The 18,057-nt window shown below is 72.7% G+C and carries 19 protein-coding genes; 7 read left to right on the forward strand and 12 right to left on the reverse strand.

From position 1 onward, the window contains the following. The first annotated feature begins 6 nt into the window (after positions 1-6). Positions 7-1,029, forward strand: a complete 1,023-nt coding sequence (locus FE634_RS19415) for an LLM class flavin-dependent oxidoreductase (protein ID WP_137294764.1) — start codon at positions 7-9, stop codon at positions 1,027-1,029. A 25-nt stretch (positions 1,030-1,054) separates the two neighbouring features. On the opposite strand, the gene FE634_RS19420 is transcribed toward FE634_RS19415, so the two are convergent. Both FE634_RS19420 and FE634_RS19425 read right to left on the reverse strand, forming a co-directional pair. After that, positions 1,055-1,390, reverse strand: coding sequence for a YciI family protein (locus FE634_RS19420; protein WP_137294765.1), 336 nt, complete (start codon positions 1,388-1,390; stop codon positions 1,055-1,057). Positions 1,391-1,517: 127 nt separating this feature from the next. Then, positions 1,518-1,913 (reverse strand): hypothetical protein, encoded by a 396-nt coding sequence (locus FE634_RS19425; RefSeq protein WP_138876826.1) that lies wholly within the window; start codon positions 1,911-1,913, stop codon positions 1,518-1,520. Between the two features lie 64 nt (positions 1,914-1,977). On the opposite strand from FE634_RS19425, the gene pgm reads away from it, so the two are divergent. Then, positions 1,978-3,624: a phosphoglucomutase (alpha-D-glucose-1,6-bisphosphate-dependent) gene (gene pgm / locus FE634_RS19430; RefSeq protein WP_138876827.1), complete on the forward strand. Its 1,647-nt coding sequence runs from the start codon at positions 1,978-1,980 to the stop codon at positions 3,622-3,624. A 39-nt stretch (positions 3,625-3,663) separates the two neighbouring features. On the opposite strand, the gene FE634_RS19435 is transcribed toward pgm, so the two are convergent. Continuing rightward, a complete protein-coding gene (locus tag FE634_RS19435) occupies positions 3,664-4,464 on the reverse strand; it encodes an HNH endonuclease signature motif containing protein (RefSeq protein ID WP_187366759.1) in 801 nt (266 codons plus the stop codon). Between the two features lie 555 nt (positions 4,465-5,019). On the opposite strand from FE634_RS19435, the gene FE634_RS19440 reads away from it, so the two are divergent. Next, on the forward strand, positions 5,020-5,751 hold the full coding sequence (locus tag FE634_RS19440) for a DinB family protein (RefSeq protein ID WP_148240893.1): 732 nt from the start codon (positions 5,020-5,022) through the stop codon (positions 5,749-5,751). Between the two features lie 31 nt (positions 5,752-5,782). Here the strand turns inward: FE634_RS19440 and FE634_RS19445 are convergent, their stop codons facing one another. The 3 genes from FE634_RS19445 to FE634_RS19460 all read right to left on the reverse strand — a co-directional run bounded on the left by FE634_RS19445 (position 5,783) and on the right by FE634_RS19460 (position 8,943). Next, positions 5,783-6,112: a hypothetical protein gene (locus tag FE634_RS19445; RefSeq protein WP_148240894.1), complete on the reverse strand. Its 330-nt coding sequence runs from the start codon at positions 6,110-6,112 to the stop codon at positions 5,783-5,785. A 514-nt stretch (positions 6,113-6,626) separates the two neighbouring features. Continuing rightward, positions 6,627-7,118 (reverse strand): SigE family RNA polymerase sigma factor, encoded by a 492-nt coding sequence (locus tag FE634_RS19455; protein ID WP_138876831.1) that lies wholly within the window; start codon positions 7,116-7,118, stop codon positions 6,627-6,629. Positions 7,119-7,218: 100 nt separating this feature from the next. After that, positions 7,219-8,943, reverse strand: a complete 1,725-nt coding sequence (locus tag FE634_RS19460) for a DEAD/DEAH box helicase (protein ID WP_138876832.1) — start codon at positions 8,941-8,943, stop codon at positions 7,219-7,221. Between the two features lie 396 nt (positions 8,944-9,339). Here FE634_RS19460 and FE634_RS19465 point away from each other — a divergent pair, with 396 nt between their 5' ends. Next, positions 9,340-11,115, forward strand: a complete 1,776-nt coding sequence (locus FE634_RS19465) for a BCCT family transporter (protein WP_138876833.1) — start codon at positions 9,340-9,342, stop codon at positions 11,113-11,115. A 216-nt stretch (positions 11,116-11,331) separates the two neighbouring features. Beyond that, positions 11,332-11,868 carry a hypothetical protein gene (locus FE634_RS19470; RefSeq protein ID WP_138876834.1) on the forward strand — a complete coding sequence of 179 codons (537 nt, stop codon included), beginning with the start codon at positions 11,332-11,334 and terminating at the stop codon, positions 11,866-11,868. Between the two features lie 164 nt (positions 11,869-12,032). On the opposite strand, the gene FE634_RS19475 is transcribed toward FE634_RS19470, so the two are convergent. From FE634_RS19475 to FE634_RS19485, 3 genes are all read right to left on the reverse strand, one after another. Continuing rightward, on the reverse strand, positions 12,033-12,545 hold the full coding sequence (locus FE634_RS19475; protein ID WP_138876835.1) for a hypothetical protein: 513 nt from the start codon (positions 12,543-12,545) through the stop codon (positions 12,033-12,035). Positions 12,546-12,783: 238 nt separating this feature from the next. Further along, on the reverse strand, positions 12,784-13,569 hold the full coding sequence (locus tag FE634_RS19480; RefSeq protein ID WP_138876836.1) for an SDR family oxidoreductase: 786 nt from the start codon (positions 13,567-13,569) through the stop codon (positions 12,784-12,786). 70 nt (positions 13,570-13,639) lie between these two features. Next, complete coding sequence (locus FE634_RS19485) at positions 13,640-14,008, reverse strand: nuclear transport factor 2 family protein (protein WP_138876837.1); 369 nt, start codon at positions 14,006-14,008, stop codon at positions 13,640-13,642. A gap of 78 nt (positions 14,009-14,086) precedes the next feature. Between FE634_RS19485 and FE634_RS19490 the strand changes: the two genes are divergently transcribed. Further along, positions 14,087-14,878 (forward strand): MerR family transcriptional regulator, encoded by a 792-nt coding sequence (locus FE634_RS19490; protein WP_138876838.1) that lies wholly within the window; start codon positions 14,087-14,089, stop codon positions 14,876-14,878. A 176-nt stretch (positions 14,879-15,054) separates the two neighbouring features. Here FE634_RS19490 and FE634_RS19495 read toward each other — a convergent pair whose 3' ends face one another. After that, complete coding sequence (locus tag FE634_RS19495; protein WP_138876839.1) at positions 15,055-15,594, reverse strand: YaeQ family protein; 540 nt, start codon at positions 15,592-15,594, stop codon at positions 15,055-15,057. A 55-nt stretch (positions 15,595-15,649) separates the two neighbouring features. On the opposite strand from FE634_RS19495, the gene FE634_RS19500 reads away from it, so the two are divergent. Beyond that, positions 15,650-16,618 carry an MsnO8 family LLM class oxidoreductase gene (locus FE634_RS19500; protein ID WP_222847625.1) on the forward strand — a complete coding sequence of 323 codons (969 nt, stop codon included), beginning with the start codon at positions 15,650-15,652 and terminating at the stop codon, positions 16,616-16,618. A gap of 23 nt (positions 16,619-16,641) precedes the next feature. Here FE634_RS19500 and FE634_RS19505 read toward each other — a convergent pair whose 3' ends face one another. Beyond that, positions 16,642-17,328: a hypothetical protein gene (locus tag FE634_RS19505; protein WP_138876841.1), complete on the reverse strand. Its 687-nt coding sequence runs from the start codon at positions 17,326-17,328 to the stop codon at positions 16,642-16,644. Then, a complete protein-coding gene (locus FE634_RS19510; protein ID WP_148240895.1) occupies positions 17,325-18,056 on the reverse strand; it encodes a class F sortase in 732 nt (243 codons plus the stop codon). Before FE634_RS19510 ends, FE634_RS19505 begins: the two co-directional genes overlap by 4 nt. Position 18,057 lies beyond the last annotated feature (1 nt).

An 18,057-nucleotide genomic window follows, 5' to 3' on the forward strand; every position in this document is an offset into this window, starting at 1 on the left:
GGCGGTGTGAAGAAGAACATCGGGTTCCTGAACTTCGGGCACTGGACGCCGTCGCCGCAGTCGGCCGTGCGCACGGCGTCCGACTCGCTGCTGCAGTCGATCGAGCTGGCCGTCGCGGCCGAGGAGCTCGGCGTCGACGGCGCCTACTTCCGCGTCCACCACTTCGCGCGCCAGCTCGCCTCGCCGTTCCCGCTGCTCGCCGCCATCGGCGCGCGGACCAGCCGGATCGAGATCGGCACCGGCGTGATCGACATGCGCTACGAGAACCCGCTCTACATGGCCGAGGACGCCGGCGCCGCCGACCTCATCTCCGGCGGCCGGCTGCAGCTCGGCATCAGCCGGGGCTCACCGGAGCAGGTCGTCGACGGGTTCCGCTACTTCGGCTACGACCCCGGTCCCGACGGCGACCACGCCGAGATGGCCCGCAGGCACACCCGGGTCTTCCTCGACGCGCTGCGCGGCGAGGGCTTCGCCGAGCCGAACCCACGTCCGATGTTCGCCAACCCTCCGGGGCTGCTGCGCATCGAGCCGCACGCCCCCGGGCTGCGCGAGCGGATCTGGTGGGGCGCCGGCACCCGCGCCACCGCGGAGTGGACCGCCAAGCAGGGCATGAACCTGATGAGCTCCACCCTGCTGTCCGAGGACACCGGGGTGCCGTTCCACCAGCTGCAGGCCGAGCAGATCGAGCGGTTCCGCACCGCCTGGGCCGCGGCCGGTCACGAGTTCGAGCCGCGGGTCTCGGTGAGCCGCAGCATCTTCCCGATCGTCGACGCCCGCGACCGCGCCTACTTCGGCGGGGAGTCGCGCAGCAACGACCAGGTCGGCATCATCGACGGCACCACGGCCCGCTTCGGCAAGACCTACGCGGGAGAGCCGGACCAGCTCGTCGCGGCGCTGGCCGAGGACGAGGCGATCGCCGCGGCCGACACGCTGCTGCTGACGATCCCCAACCAGCTCGGTGTCGACTACAACGCCCACGTGCTGGAGTCGATGCTGACCCACGTGGCGCCCGCCCTCGGCTGGCGCTGACGCCGGACCGGACGGGGCGGCGCGCTCACGCGCCGTCCCAGAACGGCCGCAGCTCGATCCGGCCGCCGCGGGCCATCTCGTGCTCCGCGGCGACCGCGATCGCGGCGTCCAGGTCGGGGCACTCAAGGACGTCGAACCCGACGATCCACTCGGTCGACTCGGCGTAGGGCCCCGCGGTGACGACCACCCGGCCGTCCCGCTTGCGGACGACGCGGGTCTCGGACTCGGGGCTGATCCGGTCACCGAGCAGCCGGGTCCCGGCCGCGTCGTGCCTGGCCACCCAGTCGTCGACCGGGGTCGCGTCGGGGTCGGGAGCGGTGTCGGGCTCGGGGTCGGTGCACACGAACATCAGGAACTTCACGGGGTGCCTCCTCGGCGGTGCTGCGGACGGTCGGTCGTGAGGATGACGGGCCGCCCGGCCCGGGATCGACATCCTGCCCCGACGAGCACGCCGCCGCGACGAGATCCACCCGCGCGGGGCCGGGGCCTCAGAGGTGGTCGGGCACGACCAGCGCGTCGGGGTCCTGGCGCGGCGGCACGCTGGCCAGCGCGATCCGCACCAGCGCCACCCGCGCCTCGAGGAGGGCGCGGCGCCGGATCCCCTTGTGGTCGCCGAGCTGCTCCTCGACGGCGGCCCGCACCTGCTCGTCGGTGAACGTCGGCCGCTCACCGGTGGCCACGGCGACGTCGGGGAGCCCGACGAGGACCGGCAGCAGGTGGCCGCCGAGCCCGTCGAGCAGCTTGAACCGCTGGTAGCGGTCCATCTCCTGCCACGCCTGGTCGACCGTGCGCCGGCCCCTGCGCACGTCCTTGTCCTGGGTGGCGAGGATGCTCTTCCCCGCGCCGTGCAGCGCGGCCGTCAGCTCGTGCTCGGTGAAACGCATGGGGGCAGTCTCCCCGATCCGCCGGCACTGTCGGAGCGCGGCCGGAGTCGGGCAGGATGACGCCATGGCAGACCCCCGCGCAGGACAGCTCGCCGCACCCTCGGACCTCGTCGACGTCGCCCACCTCGTCACGGCCTACTACACCGGCGTGCCCGACCCCGACGACGTCGACCAGCAGGTCGCGTTCGGCACGAGCGGGCACCGCGGCACGTCGTTGAGGACGTCGTTCAACGAGACCCACATCCTGGCGACCACCCAGGCGATCTGCGACTACCGGCGCGAGCAGGGCTACGACGGCCCGCTGTTCATCGGCCGCGACACCCACGGCCTCTCGGAGCCGGCCTGGGCCACGGCGCTCGAGGTGCTCGCCGCCAACGACGTGACGGTGCTCGTCGACTCGCGCGACGCCTACACCCCAACCCCGGCGGTCTCCCACGCGATCATCCGCGCCAATGCCGGCAAGGGCCCCGGCGCGGCCGGCCTGGCCGACGGCATCGTCGTCACGCCGTCGCACAACCCGCCGTCCGACGGCGGCTTCAAGTACAACCCGCCGCACGGCGGTCCTGCCGACAGCGACGCCACCTCGGTGATCGCCGCACGGGCCAACGAGCTCATCCGGGCCGGGCTCGCCGAGGTCCGCCGGACGCCGTACGAGCGGGCGCGGCGTGCCGCCCAGGGCTACGACTTCCTCGGCACCTACGTCGAGGACCTGCCGTCGGTGGTCGACCTCGCGGCGATCAAGGACGCCGGCGTGCGGATCGGCGCCGACCCGCTCGGCGGCGCGTCGGTGCACTACTGGGGCGAGATCGCCGACCGGCACGGCCTCGACCTGACCGTGGTGAACCCACTCGTCGACGCGACGTGGCGCTTCATGACGCTCGACTGGGACGGCAAGATCCGGATGGACTGCTCCTCCCCCGACGCGATGGCCTCGCTGGTGGGCAAGCGCGCGGAGTTCGACGTCGCGACCGGCAACGACGCCGACGCCGACCGGCACGGCATCGTCACGCCCGACGCCGGCCTGATGAACCCCAACCACTTCCTCGCCGTGGCGATCCAGTACCTCTTCGGCGGCGCCCGCCCGGGCTGGCCCGACTCGGCCCGGATCGGCAAGACCCTGGTGTCGTCGTCGATGATCGACCGCGTCGCGGCCGACCTCGGCAAGCCGCTGGTGGAGGTGCCGGTCGGGTTCAAGTGGTTCGTGCCCGGGCTGATCGACGGCTCGTTCGGGTTCGGCGGCGAGGAGTCGGCCGGGGCGTCGTTCCTGCGGATGGACGGCGGCACCTGGACCACCGACAAGGACGGCCTGCTGCTCTGCCTGCTGGCCTCGGAGATCATCGCCAAGACGGGGCGGACCCCGAGCGAGCACTACGCCGACCTGGTCGCCCGGCACGGCGAGCCGGCGTACGCCCGCGTCGACGCCCCCGCCACCCGGTCGCAGAAGTCGGCCCTGGCCGCGCTCACCCCCGACGCCGTCACCGCGACGACCCTCGCCGGCGAGGAGATCACCGGCAAGCTCACCGAGGCCCCCGGCAACGGCGCCAAGATCGGCGGGCTCAAGGTCACCACCGAGTCGGCCTGGTTCGCCGCCCGCCCCTCGGGCACCGAGGACGTCTACAAGATCTACGCCGAGTCCTTCCGCGGCCCGGACCACCTGGCCGAGGTCCAGTCCGCCGCGCGCGAGGTCGTCGGCGCCGCGCTGGGTGGCTGACCGCCACCGCCGGTCGCGCGGTCCCGGTCTCGGTCGGGTCTACGTCCGGAGGGGGTAGGCCTCGCCGGTCGCGTGCGCCCGATGGTGGTGGAACGGGCAGAGCAGGACGGCGTCGCGGGTGTCGGTGGTGCCGCCCTGGGACCAGGGCGTCGTGTGGTGGGTGTGGCAGTAGGCGGCTGGGGTGGTGCAGGTCGGGTGCTGGCAGCGCTGCTGCTCGAGGGTGATCGCGAGGCGCTGGGCCGGGGTGTGGAACCGCCGCTTGCGACCGAGGTCGAGGACGTGGCCGGCGCCGTCGAGGACGGCGGGGATGATGCCGGCCTCGCAGGCCAGTCGGCGGGCCTGGTCGGGTGCGAGCGCAGCGCCGGTGTCGAGGTGGGCCGCTGCAAGCCCACCGTGGAGCGCGTCGAGGGTCATCGTCACCACCACGGTGGCGTTCACCCCGCCCATCGCGGGCAGCTGGTCGGCGGGGTAGCGCTCGACGTACTCACAGAGCGCCTGTCCGAGGCGCTCGGCCGTGGGTCGCTCGTGGTCGTAGGAGCCGGCGCCGTGCTCGGCGCGCACGTGCTTGGGTGCCGCGATCGCGGTGAGCGCCTTGCGCAGCATCGAGGCCTGCGCCGACGGCATGGTGAACCGGCCGTGGGCGAGACCCTCGCCGTCGTCCCACATCGCGAAGCGAGTCTCCTTCCGGGCCCGGGCCTCCTCGGCCTCCAGCAGGCGGGCCTCGTGCTCGTCGGCCTTGTCGGGGTCGATCGTCTCCAGGATCCGTCGACCCAGGGTCTTCAGGTCGTGGGCGTCGTGATGAGTCGCCTCGTCGACCAGGTGCGCCTCGACTTTCCCCACGCCAAGCAAGGTGCTCGCCGTCCAGGTCCCCGACCGCGGCGGCGATGACCTTCGCCTGCTCGCCGTGGACCCGACCGGACGCCATCGCCACCCGCAGGGTTTCGTGGGCAGTCAGGTCGCCCGCCAGACGAGCCTTCCGCGCAGCCTCGGCGCCGGTCACCCGGGTGGTCCGAGCGAGCCACGCCGCGAGCGACCTGGCGCCGATGGAGCCGGGTAAATCGAGCACCCCGGCGTGCCCGACGACGCGGGCCTCGAGCTCCTGCACCCCCGCGACCAGCCCGGCCAGCCGCGGCACGAGGTCCGCCGTCGCGGCGGCGTCCAACGACCAGGTCGGAAGCGTCCACCAGGGCCGCCAGCTCGGCCTCGAGCAGCGCGACGAACCGGGCGACGGGGTGCCCGTCGCTACGGTCGCCGGGGTGCTTGCTCATGGCCCGATTCTACGCGTCACCACCGACAACCGACACTGTGTTCGACCGCTTGTGGAGAACCGGAGACGGCACAGAAGTTTCCGGTTCGCGGCGCCAAAACGTCCTCGAAGCCCGTGAGGATGGGCCGATGACCACCTCTTCCGACGCCCAGGACTTCGAGGGCGCGACCTTCGTCCAGGCCAACTTCAAGGGAGCCACGCTGAGGTTCTCCGACGTCAGCGGCATGACCATGCGCAGCGTCGACGTCGACGGGCTCGACATCGACAGCCACGACCTGTTCCAGGGGCGCCTCCTCGTCAACGGGGTCGACGTCGTCCCGCTCGTGGACGCCGAGCTCAACCGGCGGTTCCCGGGCCGCGAGCTCCAGGACGCCCAGACGCCCGAGGGCCTGCGCGAGGCGTGGGTCGCGGTGCAGGCCGCGTGGCGCGAGACGGTGGCGGACACGCCTGCGGACCTGGTCAACGCCCACGTCGAGGACGAGTGGTCCCTGGCGCAGACCCTGCGGCACCTCGTCCTGGCCACCGACGCCTGGCTCCGGGGCGCGATCCTGCAGGTCGACCAGCCGTTCCACGAGATCGGTCAGCTCTTCACCGGCGCCGCCGACATGGGTTTCGACACCTCGATCTTCCGCGCCGAGACACCCGGGTTCGACGAGGTCCTGGCCGTGCGGGCGGAGCGGCAGCAGCTGGTCACCGACTTCCTGGCCACGGCCACGCCCGAGCTGCTCGCGGAGGACCGGGCCAACCCGTGGGGCGGTGGCGACTGGCGTCCGAGCGTCGGTGACTGCGTCCGCGTGATCCTGGAGGAGGAGTGGGCGCACCTGCGCTACGTCCGGCGCGACCTCGCCCTGCTGCGGTGAGCCGGCTCCCCGGAGCGGGGCAAGTCCGGGCCTACTCGCCGGTGTAGAGCGGCATCGGCTCGTGGGCGACGTCCGCGGCGAGCAGGGTGGGGTCGAGGGCGAGCGCGCGCAGCGCCGCCACCGGCACCTTCCAGTCCGCCGTCTCGACGTCGTCGCCGCGGACGTACTCCGAGGCCCGCGTGCTCACGTTGCCGATCGAGTCGACGGCGACCACGCGTGACCAGGCGAAGGTGCCGGGGTCGCGGCCCTCGACCTCGTCCGTCGTGAGGAGGCGCGGGGCGTCGCCGCCGACCTGCGAGATCGGCCCGACGCTGACCGTGAGCAGGGAGCCGTCGGCCAGGGTGGTCTCGGTGCACTCCACGAGGGTGCCGCGGTCGAGTCCCGCCGCGCAGGCGCCCTCGAACGGGTAGTTCTCGCGGGTCGGCCTGGGCGAACCCCCCGACCGTGAGGTTGACCTGCGGCGTCCCGGCGGGCCGGAAGTCGAGCAGGAAGTTCTGCGCGGCCGGGTCGCCGGGCTCGACCGGCTGTCCGAGGACGTCGTTGACGCTCCAGCGCGGTTCGCCGAGCGCACCGACGTGGGGCGTGAACCCGTCGGCCGCGACGGCCTCCATGACGTCGGCCAGCGTCTCCGGGGCGGCCTGGGCCACCGGCGCCTCCTTCGCGACCGGGTCGGGGTCGCTCCCCCCACCGAGGACGCCGGTCCCGCCGAGCGTGGCGACGGACGCGACCGCCAGGGCGCCCGCGCCGGCGGCGAGGAGCCGCACCCGGTGGGTCTGGCGACGGCCCGTGCGGATCGCGTCGGCGGGGAGTGAGCGAGGTGGGCGGCTCGTCGGAGAGGTGCTCGCGGAGCAGGGTCGAGAGGTCGCGCTCGGTCATCAGTGGCTCCAGTGCTCGGTGAGGGTGGGAAGGTGATGGCGCAGCGTGGCGATGGCCTTGGCGGTGTGGCTCTTGACCGTCCCCTCCGCGAGGCCGAGCGCGGCGGCGGTCTCGGCCACGGAGCGGTCGTCGACGAAGCGGAGGGCGACCACCGCGCGCTGCTGGGGCGGCAGGGTCGCCAGGGCGGCGTCGAGGTCGAGCGGGGAGTCCGGCTCGACCACCGCCCTGTCGGGGAGCCCGTCGACGACGACGTCCCGCGGTCCGCGGGTCACCCAGCTCAGGGACTCGTTGACCACGGCCCGGCGCACGTAGGCCTCGAGCGTCTCGGGCCTGATCCTGGGCCAGGCCCGGTAGACCTTGACGAGCGCGCGCTGGGTGACGTCCTCCGCGGCGTGCCAGTCCCGGGTGACGATGTAGGCCACCCGCCGCAGGGCGGCGACGCGGGCACGGTAGAACTCGCTGAACTCCTCGTCCCGCCCGGCTCGCTGCATACCGTTCATACTCCGCCGACGGCGCCGCAGGTTCACCCCTGTCGGGTTCCTGACCTGTCCTCCGCCGTCCTGGCGCTCGCGCGCGCCCTCGGACCCGAGGTCAGGTCCCGTCCTGGGTGAGGGCCGTGGGCGGCAGCCAGTCGGCGCCGAGCAGCTCCGCGAGGTCGGTGAGTCCGGCGGTGTCGCTCCCGACCGTCTCGGACGCCGCGGCGATCCGCTCGACCATCACCCGGCCGACCCGCTCCTCGACGGTGCCCTCGGCGTACGCGACGTGCCACGGGGACACCTGGTGGTCACGGTGCGTGCGACCGGTGACCTGCCGGGCGGCGATGCCCGAGAAGCGGGCCTGGTGGAAGATCCCGACCCGGGGCTCGGTGCTCGCCGGTCGTCCGTCGGCGAGCGTCTCGCCCGCGTGCAGGCTGATCGAGGCGACCGTGGTGAAGACGCAGACCTTGGCCTCCCCGGTCTGGAAGCGGAGCCGCTCGGCCTCGACGTCGAACCGGTCGCGGCCGTAGATCGTGGCCACCTCGAGCCCGGCGTCGCGCAGCCGGTCAGTGATGGGGTCGGCGGCGGTCGAGACGAACTCGACCGAGCAGGCCACCTGTCGCTCGGCCTGGACCTGCTGGGCGATCCAGGCGACGGTCGACTCGACGCGGATCAGCCCGGCCTTCTGCCGGAAGCGCAGCAGCGCGGCGCGCCCCTTCGCGGTGTTGCGGCCGCGGCGGGCGAGGTCCATCTCGCGGCAGAACTCCCCCCACTCCGCCTCGTACGCCGCCCGCTCGGCCGGCGTCAGCGCCACCGGCATGCCGGAGATCGGGACCGGCCCCCACGGCGCCGCGCGGTGCAGCATCGCCGGCGGACGCTCGTCGGCGAGCCAGCCGCGCACCGCCTTCAGGTCCGCGGCGCGGCGCGCCGGATCGGTGGTCCACGTCGCGCCGTACCGGCCCGGCTCCACCGCGACGCCGTGGCGCTCGAGCGCGGCGGCGAACGTGGCTCCGGGCTGCGTCGCCGAGGTCCACTCGCGCATCGGCTCGCCGAGCACCTGGGCGTAGGCGGGCGCGAGGTACGGCAGCTCGAGCGGCGTGTGTCCGGGCGTCGCCGTCGTCAGGATGACGAACGGCGCCTTGTCGTGCGCCCGCCCGTGCCCCGAGATCCGCGCCCAGGCCTTCCACCGCTTCGTCGTCGTCCGTCGCAGGGCGTGGGCCTCGTCGGCGACGATCACGTTCCACGCGTGGTCGGCGACCTTGTCGAGCCGGTCCCACGTGATCACCACCCACTCCAGTCCTCCGTCCCCCAGGGCCGTGATCGTGCGGCACCAGTGGCCGATGGTGATCGCGGCGGGCCGGTCGGCCACGACGAGCACCCGTTGCGCCCCGCGCAGGTCACCCACCGCCGTCGCCCCGAGGACCGCGGCGATCGTCTTCCCCACGCCGGGCTCGTCGGCCAGCAGGAACTGACGCCCGCCCGCCGCCGCGCGCGCCGCGATCGCGTCGGCCGCCTCGAACTGGATCCTCCGCGGCTCGAGCTCCTCGGTCGGCTCGGGCGCCGGCGTCGGGCTGTCCGGGTTCAACGTGTTCTCGACGAACCGCCCGAGCGTGTGCGGACCAGGAGCGTAGGGCGCGAGGTGCGGGGGCAGGGCGCGCCCGACGTACAGGTGGGCCTTGACGGCCGGGTGCCACGCGGCGCCGTCCACCTGGGTGCCGTACGGCACGTCGAGCACCCACAGCCGCTCCCCCGGACCGGCCACCGGCAGCGGCCGCTGCGCCCTGCCCTGGCGCGGTGAGGTGGTGCGCCGACGAGCACTGGATCTACGAGCGCTGGCCACCCCCGGACGCTACCGAGGCCCGCGCCGTGCGTCGGGCTGGCTCGCCCGAGTCGGCTGGCACGCGCCGCGCGAGCGCAGCGTCGGGGGCGTAAACGGGCGGAGCACCCGGGTGTCTGGCGGGACCTGAGATCGTCGTTCGACCCGTGGGGTGGTGAGGAGGACCGGCCCACGCGGGGAGCTTGGTGGTGCTCCACGACCGGACCTGGACGGCTCTGGTGGCCAGGAGCTCGGGCCTCTTCCGGGCCGGAGGACGACAGCATTCGCCGGCCGAGCTGTTCGCGCGCACCCACTCGCGTTTGCCCTCGACGGGGCAGGTGTGACACCAATGGAGGCATCGCACCACCCGTGAGGGGGTGCCCACCCGAGACAGGAGGCGGCGCCTCCGGCGCCGACACGATGACGACCCAGCAGGATCGCACCCCGCCCAAGACCCGTCGCACGGCGCGCGACGTCGTCCCCCACCGCGAGCCCACCACCCAGGCGCACCCCGCACTCGACGTCGAGCACGAGAGCAGGGCGGAGGTGCGACGCGGCCTCGACGTCTGGGTCTTCGGCGTCCCGGCAGCCCTCGCTGCCGGCTTCCTGGCCTGGGGCTTCCTCAGCACCGACTCCCTGAGCTCGGTCTCGGGCTCCGCGCTCGACTGGGTGCTCATCAACACCGGGTGGCTCTTCGTGCTCAGCGCGAGCGGCTTCGTGGTCTTCGTGCTGTGGCTCGCCCTCGGCAAGTACGGGCGCATCCCCCTGGGTCGTGACGGCGAGGAGCCGGAGTTCAAGACCGTCTCCTGGATCGCCATGATGTTCAGCGCCGGCATGGGCATCGGCCTGATGTTCTTCGGCGTCTCCGAGCCGGTGTCGTTCTTCGACGCGCCGCCGCCGGGCACCGGCGCTGCCGGCAACCCCGAGGCCGCCGAGACCGCGATGGCCACCACGTTGTTCCACTGGACCCTGCACCCCTGGGCGATCTACGCCGTCGTCGGGCTCGCCATCGCCTACGGCGTCTACCGCAAGGGGCGGGTCCAGCTCATCTCGGCGGTCTTCGAGCCGCTCCTCGGCAAGCACGCCCACGGGCCCGCGGGGCGCGTCATCGACATGCTCGCCATCTTCGCCACCCTCTTCGGCTCCGCGGCCTCGCTCGGCCTCGGCGCCCTGCAGATCCGCAGCGGGCTCGAGATCGTCACTGGCATCGGCGCCGTCGGCAACGCGGTCCTCGTCGCCATCATCGCGGTGCTGACGGCGGCGTTCGTGCTCTCGGCGATCTCCGGGGTCTCGCGCGGCATCCAGTGGCTCTCCAACATCAACATGGTGCTGGCGGTCTCGCTGGCGGCGTTCGTCTTCGTCGTCGGCCCGAGCATCTTCATCCTCAACCTGGTGCCGACGTCGATCGGCACCTACATCGGCGACCTGCCGATGATGGCGGCGCGCACCGGCGCCGAAGGCCAGGCGACGAGCGCCTGGCTCGGTGACTGGACCGTCTTCTACTGGGCCTGGTGGCTGTCCTGGACGCCGTTCGTGGGCATGTTCATCGCCCGCATCTCCCGGGGCCGCACGATCCGTCAGTTCGTGACCGGCGTGCTGCTGGTGCCGAGCGCGGTCAGCCTGGTGTGGTTCTGCATCTTCGGCGGCACCGCCATCGACCTCCAGAGCAAGGGCACCGACATTGCCGGCGCCGCGAGCTCCGAGTCACAGCTCTTCGGGATGCTCGACGCGCTCCCCCTGACCACGCTGGTCAGCGTGGTCGTGATGGTGCTCGTCGCCATCTTCTTCGTCTCCGGCGCGGACGCCGCCTCGATCGTCATGGGCACCCTGTCCGAGCACGGCACCTCCGAGCCGCGCCGCCGCACCGTCATCTTCTGGGGCGTCGCCACCGGCGCCACCGCGGCGGTGATGCTGCTCGTCGGCGGCTCCGACGCCCTCGACGGGTTGCAACAGCTGACCATCGTGGCCGCGCTGCCGTTCGTCCTGGTGATGGTGGGTCTGTGCGTCTCGTTGGTCAAGGACCTGCGCCAGGACCCGCTCGTGGTGCGTCGTGAGTACGCCGTGGACGCGGTGGAGCAGGCCGTGGTCGCGGGCGTGACCTCGCACGGCGAGGACTTCGTCATCAGCGTCGGGCGCGACCCGGAGGCAGCACCGCCAGCACCTGCGCCCGAGAGCAAGGGGCCGGTCGGGTCCTAGGGCGTCGTGTCCGCACGATGGCGGGGTGCCTGTGCGTCGAGCCTGCGGAACGCCCAGGTGCTGTCCACGACTGCGTCCACGTATCACGGGCTGCCCCGCCACCTCCTAGAGGTCAGTGGGCACGCCCACGTGCCTCGAGAACCGAGACCTGGAGGTCCGATCATGCGACGAGCCGCACTTGTCCTGTCCGGGGTTGCCCTGACCCTGGCCACGTCGATGACACCAGCCGATGCGTTCACCAGGCTCGGCAGCCAAGGCACCTTCCACGAGCCCAACGTCGTCGACGAGTCGAGCTCACCTGGAGCGCTCTGCGTGTACCGCGACGGCGCGGGGACGGTCGACGACACGCTCGCCCAGATCAGGGTGCCGAAGTTCTTCACCCATGCGCCGTACCGCCGCAAGACGTGGGTCGGCTACCAGATGACCGTGCTGCGCAACGGCACGCCCCACTTCACCACCAAGCTGGTCAAGGCGAAGGCCAACCTGGAGGAGGTCGCGTTCTTCGGCCCGACCACGTGGAAGACGAACCGTGACCTCACCGGGGAGTACCAGGTCGTGCTCAAGCTGACCTACTACAACCAGAAGGGCAAGGTGAAGGGCACCTACCGCGGCAGGATCGACGTCTACAACCAGAAGCTCGGCACGGCCGCCGCCAGTCACAGTCTCGGCGACCCGGGCGACGCGTGGGACTACACCGACGCCAGCACACCAGGACACTGCACGGCGGTGTACGCGCCGCCCGTGCTGCCCTAGTCACCAGGGTGGACGCCCAGCTGCGGCAGGAAGACGGGCTTCCGCTCCTGGTTTGGGCCTGGCCGGGCTCATGCGGCCGACCTCGGTCGAGCCGCGCGAGCGGAAGCGTCGGGCTCGAGTTGGTCTGGCCGCCGAAGCGAGAACGTGATGCGTCCAGCAGCGCGTCAGCCCTCCCGTAGCCGCCGAACGGCTGGAGCCAGATCGAAGTCGTTTCCTCGGCCCGCCGCGAACTGCGAGAACAGCCGGTTGGCGTCCTGGACGTCTCCCTCCATGCAGTCCTTGGGGATCGAGATCCGGATCCGTCCTTCGCCCCAGGAACCTTCGAGCCCGGAGCATGGGCGTGGGTTGAGGTCGACGTGGTCGAAGAAGAACAACCTCACCCTCGCTGCTGCCCCAGGCCTCTTGCTGATCTGCCCGACCCACCCGGCTTCGAAGGTCGTGAAGTGGGTGACCGAGAGTTGAGCTCGTCCTCGGTCGCCCAACCCAGGTACTCGGGCCACGGCGACTACTCGAGACGCCGAATGCACGTACCGCACCGCTGTGACGTCGTAGGCCGCCGGAGCGTCGCCTTGATCGTCCTTCAGGCGAGCGGTCGCGCCCGAGGCCGTTGGCACAACGGTGGCTGTCAGCAGCACAAGCGCGATGGACGCAGTCGCGAACGTTCGGACACGGGCCATCTGGCGATCGTGCCCCGAGCTCGGCCGGTGCACCATGGTCAGATCGGGCCACGCCGGCCGGCGCGCTCACCCAGGCTGCTGACGTGGGACTCGACGAAGTCTCGCAGCACGCCACGGACGCCCACAGGCGGCGGTACAACGCACTTCGTGCGCGATCCGGGTGCAGAGTTGCGCCGGTGGCTTGTGCGGGCTCCGGTGCTCCCGACGCAGGGCGTGCGTCAAGAGCTCCGGCCGGGAACTAGATGGTGGGGACTGTTCCACCATCGATGACGTACTCGGCTCCCACGATCGACGAGGCGCGGTCCGAGACCAGGAACCCGACGAGGTCCGCGATCTCCTCGGTCTTGGCGAACCTCCCGAGCGGCACTCCTCCGAGGGAGTCGAAGATCGTCTGCTTCGCTTCCTCGCGCGTGATGTCGTTGCCCTCGGCGATGCGGTCGAGGAACTCGGCGTACCCCTCGGTCTGGATCCCGCCGGGGCTGACGGCGTTCACCCGGACCCCGCGGGGCGCGAGCTGGTTGGCGAGTCCCTTGCTGTACGTGCGCAACGCGCCCTTGGCTGACGCATAGGGCAGCGTCGCGTCGTGCAGCGGCAGCTGGCGCTGGATCGAGGTGACGTGGACAACGACCCCGGACGCAGCCTCGACCATGGCCGGCAGCAGGGCTCGATCCAATCGGACCGCTCCCATGAGGTTGAGGTTGAGCTCGGCCATCCACTGCTCCTCGCCTGCCGCGGCGAACCCGCCGGGCGGCGTTGACGAGCCGCCGACGACGTGCACCAGGATGTCGAGACGGCCTTCCTTGGCGATCCTTGCTGCGACGGCCTCCACCCCGGCGATGGTGGAGGTGTCGGCCTCGATGAAGCGGTCGGGGAGTTCGTAGTTGGCCGGCATGGTTCGTGCCGTGGTCCACACGTCCGCGCCCATCTCGCGCAACCGCTCCACCACCGCCTCCCCCGCACCCTTCGACCCGCCGGTGACGAGTGCGCGCCGGCCGTCGAGGCGGTCGCGATCCTGCTTGGCCATGCTGCTCTCCTGGTGGCTCGGTGTCGATCGTCTTGACGTTGGACGTCGGGGCGTGTGCACGGGCGAGGGGTCAGACGGTGATCTCGAGCTTTCGGATCGCGTCGTCGGCGAGGGTGAAGAGCATGCGGAGGTCGACCTCGCCACCGGGGAAGTTGCCTGAGAGGTGCGTGTCCACCTCCCACACGTCATCCGCCGGCCTCGAGATGGAGCGCAGCGTGATCTCGACCTCGTAGTCGTTCGCCGACTTGTCGAAGACCTCGAGCGTCTCTTCGCGACCGTGCAGCACGTGGCCGTCGTCGAGGACGGTGACGCCCTCGGACAGGTGGGTCACGGCGGTGGCGTAGTCCTGGGTGACGTGAGCGCGGAGGTAGAGCGCCACGATCTCGGGGAGCTCGTCCCAGGCGAAGGTGTTGTCGTCCGTGCTGGTGTGGGTGGTCATGCCGCCACTGTCTTGTGTCCCTGAGCGGCAGGGTCAAGGACGGGACTCTCCCCCGGGGGGAGGGTGCAAACTGCGGCCATGCTGGCCATCGGTGAGTTCTCGCGTCTGACGCACCTGAGCGTCAAGACCCTGCGTCGCTACCACGAGGCGGGACTGCTCGTTCCTGCTGCGGTCGACCGGTCCACGGGCTACCGCTCCTACGACGGGAGCCAGATCCCGACCGCGCAGGTGATTCACCGTCTGCGGGAGCTTGACGTCCCCCTCGTCGACGTGCGAAGCATCATCGAGTCGACCGACCCCGACAGCCGTGCCGCCCTCGTGTCTGATCACTTGGCGCGGCTGGAGGCCGAGCTGGACCGGACCCGGGCCGCGGTCGTGTCGCTGCGTCGGCTCCTCGATCCCGACCCGGTGCCCCTGCGCGTTGAGCTGAGGGCGGTGCCGGAGGTGACGGTCGCGGCGATCGAGGCTGATGTCGACAGTGAGGGCTTGGCCGCGTGGTACGCGGGCGCCCTGGCCGAGCTCGAGGCCGCGGTCGACGTCCGCACGGGGCCCGCCGGCGGGGTCTACGACAACGCACTCTTCGAGGAGGGCCGGGGCCACGTCACGCTGCACGTGCCGACGGCGGACCCGCCGCGTCGTGGCCGGGTACGCCCGGTGACACTGCCGGCAGTTGAGCTGGCGGTCGCGACCCACGTCGGCCCGCATGATCATGCTGACGTCACCTACGGCGAGCTCGGGTCGTGGGTCGTCGCCAACGCCCTCGCGGTGGCGGGCCCTGTCCGGGAGACCTACCTCGTCGCGCCCGCCGACGACCTCAACCCGTCCGCCTGGCGCACAGAGATCGGGTGGCCCATCTTCAGGATGTCCTAGTCGCGTGGGCGGCCACCGGGCCGGACCTCGATTCGATTGCGAGATCCTTCGTGGTGCCGGTACCCGGCCAACCGCTCATCCGCAGGCACGGGTGTGATGCGAGAGCCGCCGGATGACGGTGCATCGACGCGCGCTGGAAGTCGCGCATCAGCATCGGCAGCGGGACGTCGCTCCCGCTAGCTGATCGGGTGGTCGTGCACCGCCGATGAGAGGTGCACGCCGTTCAGCTCCAGGTAGAGCTGCCGCTCGGTCACGGTGAGCGTGATCGTGTTGCGGCGCTCCATGGTGTCCACCGCTGAGTCGATGAACCCGGGATCGAAGCTGTGCAGCACGATCTCGGCGGCGCGGTGGATCCTCGCCCCTACCCACTGCGCGAGCACCTTGGCCGGGTCGCGGTGCGTGTAGATCGTCGTGCGCTCGGCGGCCTTGCTGCCCGTGTGGAGCCGCGCGGCATCCGGTGCGCCGACCTCGATCCAGGCGAGCAGCTTCCCGCTCAGGTCACGCACCAGAACCGCCGGGGCGTCGGTCGCCGAGATGCCTTCGCTGAATGCGATGCCCTCTTCGTGCTCCAGGCAGTAGGCCAGCACGCGCGTCACGAGGTACGCCTCGGTCTCTGACGGATGCCGCGCCGCGCGCAGCGTGAACTCCTCGTAGACGCCGCGATCCGTGTCGGCCAGCTCGACTTCGAACGTGTGCATCGTCGCGCCGGCTGCCATGGGGCTCAGCCTAGTCCGGGAAGTCGACCGCCCCGCGGCGCGTTGAGACGACGTGATGCTCTCCCTGCTCGACCGGTCCCGGACGCGCGCCGGCCTGCCCGACGCCGCGGCGCTCGAGGCGACGGTGGCGCGGGCGGTGCACGCGGAGGCGGTCGGGTACGAGCGGTTCTGGGTCGCCGAGCACCACGCGGTGCCCGGGATCGCGTCCGGGACGCCGGCGGTGCTGCTGGCGGCGATCGGGGCGCGGACGTCGCGGATCCGGATCGGGTCGGGCGGGGTGATGCTGCCGCTGCACCAGCCGCTGGTCGTGGCCGAGCAGTTCCTCGTGCTCGACGCGCTGCACCCCGGCCGGGTCGACCTCGGGCTGGGTCGGTCGGTCGGGTTCACGGCGCCGGTGCGTGCGGCGCTGCGGCGCGAGGTCGAGGCGGCGGACTCGTTCGAGGACGACCTCGTCGAGCTGCACGGCTACCTCGACGGCAGCGCGGAGGTGACCGCGCGGCCGGTGGCGGGTAGGTCGCTGCCGACGTACCTGCTCGCCACCGGGCGGGGCATCGAGACCGCCGCGCGGCACGGGATGCCGGTCGTCGTCGGTGGGCCCGTGCTCGACTCCGAGGAGCTGCCCGGGATGCTCGCGCGGTACCGGCGCGAGTTCCGGCCCCGCCACGACAGCACCCCGTGGGTGACCATCTCCCTCGACGTCACCGTCGCCGACGACGACGCCACCGCGCGCGAGCTCGCGCTGCCCGAGGCGTGGGCGATGGCGGTCTCGCGGCAGACCGGGGAGTTCCCGCCGCTCGAGCCGGTGGCCGCGATCCGCGCCGCCGACTGGCCGAGCCAGGTGCGGCGTCGGGTCGAGGCCTCGCTGGAGCGGGCCGTGGCCGGCAGCCCCGAGACCGTGCGACGGCGCGTGGACCGGCTCGCCGAGCGCACCGGCGCCGACGAGCTGATGGCCAGCACCTCCACCCACGACCGCGACGCGCTGCTCGCCTCCGACCGGGCGCTGCGCGACCTCGTCACCGGCTGAGGTGCGCGCTGAGGAGCGCCGCCTCAGCCCTCGCGCTGCAGCTGGACCACGAGGCTGACGTCGCTCACGACGTCGTCGAGGTCGACCTCCCAGCCCTCCCGCGTCGCGGAGCCGCACGGCCGGGGCACGGCGCTGCGCACGCAGGCCACGTTGAGGATCTCGCCGTCGGCGCTGACCCGGCGTCGCACGGGGCCGGACTCGTCGAAGTACTCGAGGTCGAGCACGGGCACGAACACCAGCGACCGGCCCTCGACGGCGGCCTCGGCACCGTCCTCCGGCGGCACGACCCGGTACGTCACGGTGAAGTCGTGGACGAGGCGCCCGAACGAGACCGACTGCGCCCGCTGGCCGACGGCGACCTCGCTCGCGATGCTCGTCCCCCCGGCGCTCACCTCGACGCCGGCGACCTCCGCGACCCCGAGCCGCCCGTACCCCGGCCCCGGCCGCAGCAGGATCGAGGTGACCGGGGCGGCCGTGACGACCCGGTGCACGACCTCGACGGAGCCGTCGCTCGCCACGACGGCGCGCACGTCCTGGCCGACCGGCTCGTCGGGCGACGCCGCCGACGCCGCGGCGGCGGCGGCCGAGCGCTCGGGCCGACCCACGTCGCCGAGGGAGCCGACGACCAGCACGGCGAAGCCGGCGGTCGCGGCGATCCCGACCAGCCCGGCGAGCACACCGACGGCCCAGTCCCGCCGGGTCCGCGTCATCGGGCTCGCCGCTCGGACGGCTCGGCGACCGGCACCGCGGAGATCACGGCCAGGTTCTGGTAGCCGCCGCGGTCGACGACGTACGGCGGGGCGCAGGTCACCAGCACGAGCCGCCGGTCGCCGTCCGGCGAGAGCAGCTGCGGCCGGCGCTCGAAGGAGGACCTCGGCACCAGCTGCAGCGAGGTGACCCGGAAGACCTGCTGGAGCCGGCGCGAGCGCAGCCGGACGGTGTCGCCGCGCTGGGCCTGCAGCAGGGAGGCGAACGGTCCGAGGCCCTGGGTCGTCGAGTCGACGTGGGCGGCCACGAAGGTGCTGCCGAAGGGATCACCGACGCGGGATCCCCCCGGCCACCAGCCCGCCGCGCGGACGTCGGGCGGCACGTCGAGGAGGCCGTCGGCGGTGGTGCCGGCCGCCATGACGCGCATCGAGGTGCCGTCGGGCAGCCGGATCGAGACGGGTGGCTCCGGTGTCGAGGCACCGACCCGGGGGGCCGTGGCCGCGGGCGGCGGGGACGTCGTGGGGGGAGGGCTGGGTGCGGCCGCCGCGGCCGGGTCGTCACCGAGGGCCGCGGGCCGGTCGGCGTCGGCGTCCGGAGCGGCGCAGCCGGCGAGCGCGAGCGCGACGGTGGCCGCCGCGGCCGGGGCCGTGCGGAGGAGACCTCGTGACGGTCGCCGGGGCGCCGTCCTCGACCCGCGTCCGGTCGGACCGGTCGAGCGGGGCACGGGCACG

It is taken from the genome of Nocardioides sp. S-1144 (genome assembly GCF_005954645.2).
Lineage (GTDB): Bacteria > Actinomycetota > Actinomycetes > Propionibacteriales > Nocardioidaceae > Nocardioides > Nocardioides dongxiaopingii.

Excerpts from the sequence above, each read along its gene's own strand:
- FE634_RS19425 (WP_138876826.1), bottom strand. The coding sequence starts at position 1,913 with ATGCGTTTCACCGAGCACGAGCTGACGGCCGCGCTGCACGGCGCGGGG.
- pgm (WP_138876827.1), top strand. The coding sequence starts at position 1,978 with ATGGCAGACCCCCGCGCAGGACAGCTCGCCGCACCCTCGGACCTCGTC.
- FE634_RS19440 (WP_148240893.1), top strand. The coding sequence starts at position 5,020 with ATGACCACCTCTTCCGACGCCCAGGACTTCGAGGGCGCGACCTTCGTC.
- FE634_RS19455 (WP_138876831.1), bottom strand. The coding sequence starts at position 7,118 with ATGCAGCGAGCCGGGCGGGACGAGGAGTTCAGCGAGTTCTACCGTGCC.
- FE634_RS19465 (WP_138876833.1), top strand. The coding sequence starts at position 9,340 with ATGACGACCCAGCAGGATCGCACCCCGCCCAAGACCCGTCGCACGGCG.
- FE634_RS19470 (WP_138876834.1), top strand. The coding sequence starts at position 11,332 with ATGACACCAGCCGATGCGTTCACCAGGCTCGGCAGCCAAGGCACCTTC.
- FE634_RS19475 (WP_138876835.1), bottom strand. The coding sequence starts at position 12,545 with ATGGCCCGTGTCCGAACGTTCGCGACTGCGTCCATCGCGCTTGTGCTG.
- FE634_RS19480 (WP_138876836.1), bottom strand. The coding sequence starts at position 13,569 with ATGGCCAAGCAGGATCGCGACCGCCTCGACGGCCGGCGCGCACTCGTC.
- FE634_RS19485 (WP_138876837.1), bottom strand. The coding sequence starts at position 14,008 with ATGACCACCCACACCAGCACGGACGACAACACCTTCGCCTGGGACGAG.
- FE634_RS19490 (WP_138876838.1), top strand. The coding sequence starts at position 14,087 with ATGCTGGCCATCGGTGAGTTCTCGCGTCTGACGCACCTGAGCGTCAAG.
- FE634_RS19495 (WP_138876839.1), bottom strand. The coding sequence starts at position 15,594 with ATGGCAGCCGGCGCGACGATGCACACGTTCGAAGTCGAGCTGGCCGAC.
- FE634_RS19500 (WP_222847625.1), top strand. The coding sequence starts at position 15,650 with ATGCTCTCCCTGCTCGACCGGTCCCGGACGCGCGCCGGCCTGCCCGAC.
- FE634_RS19505 (WP_138876841.1), bottom strand. The coding sequence starts at position 17,328 with ATGACGCGGACCCGGCGGGACTGGGCCGTCGGTGTGCTCGCCGGGCTG.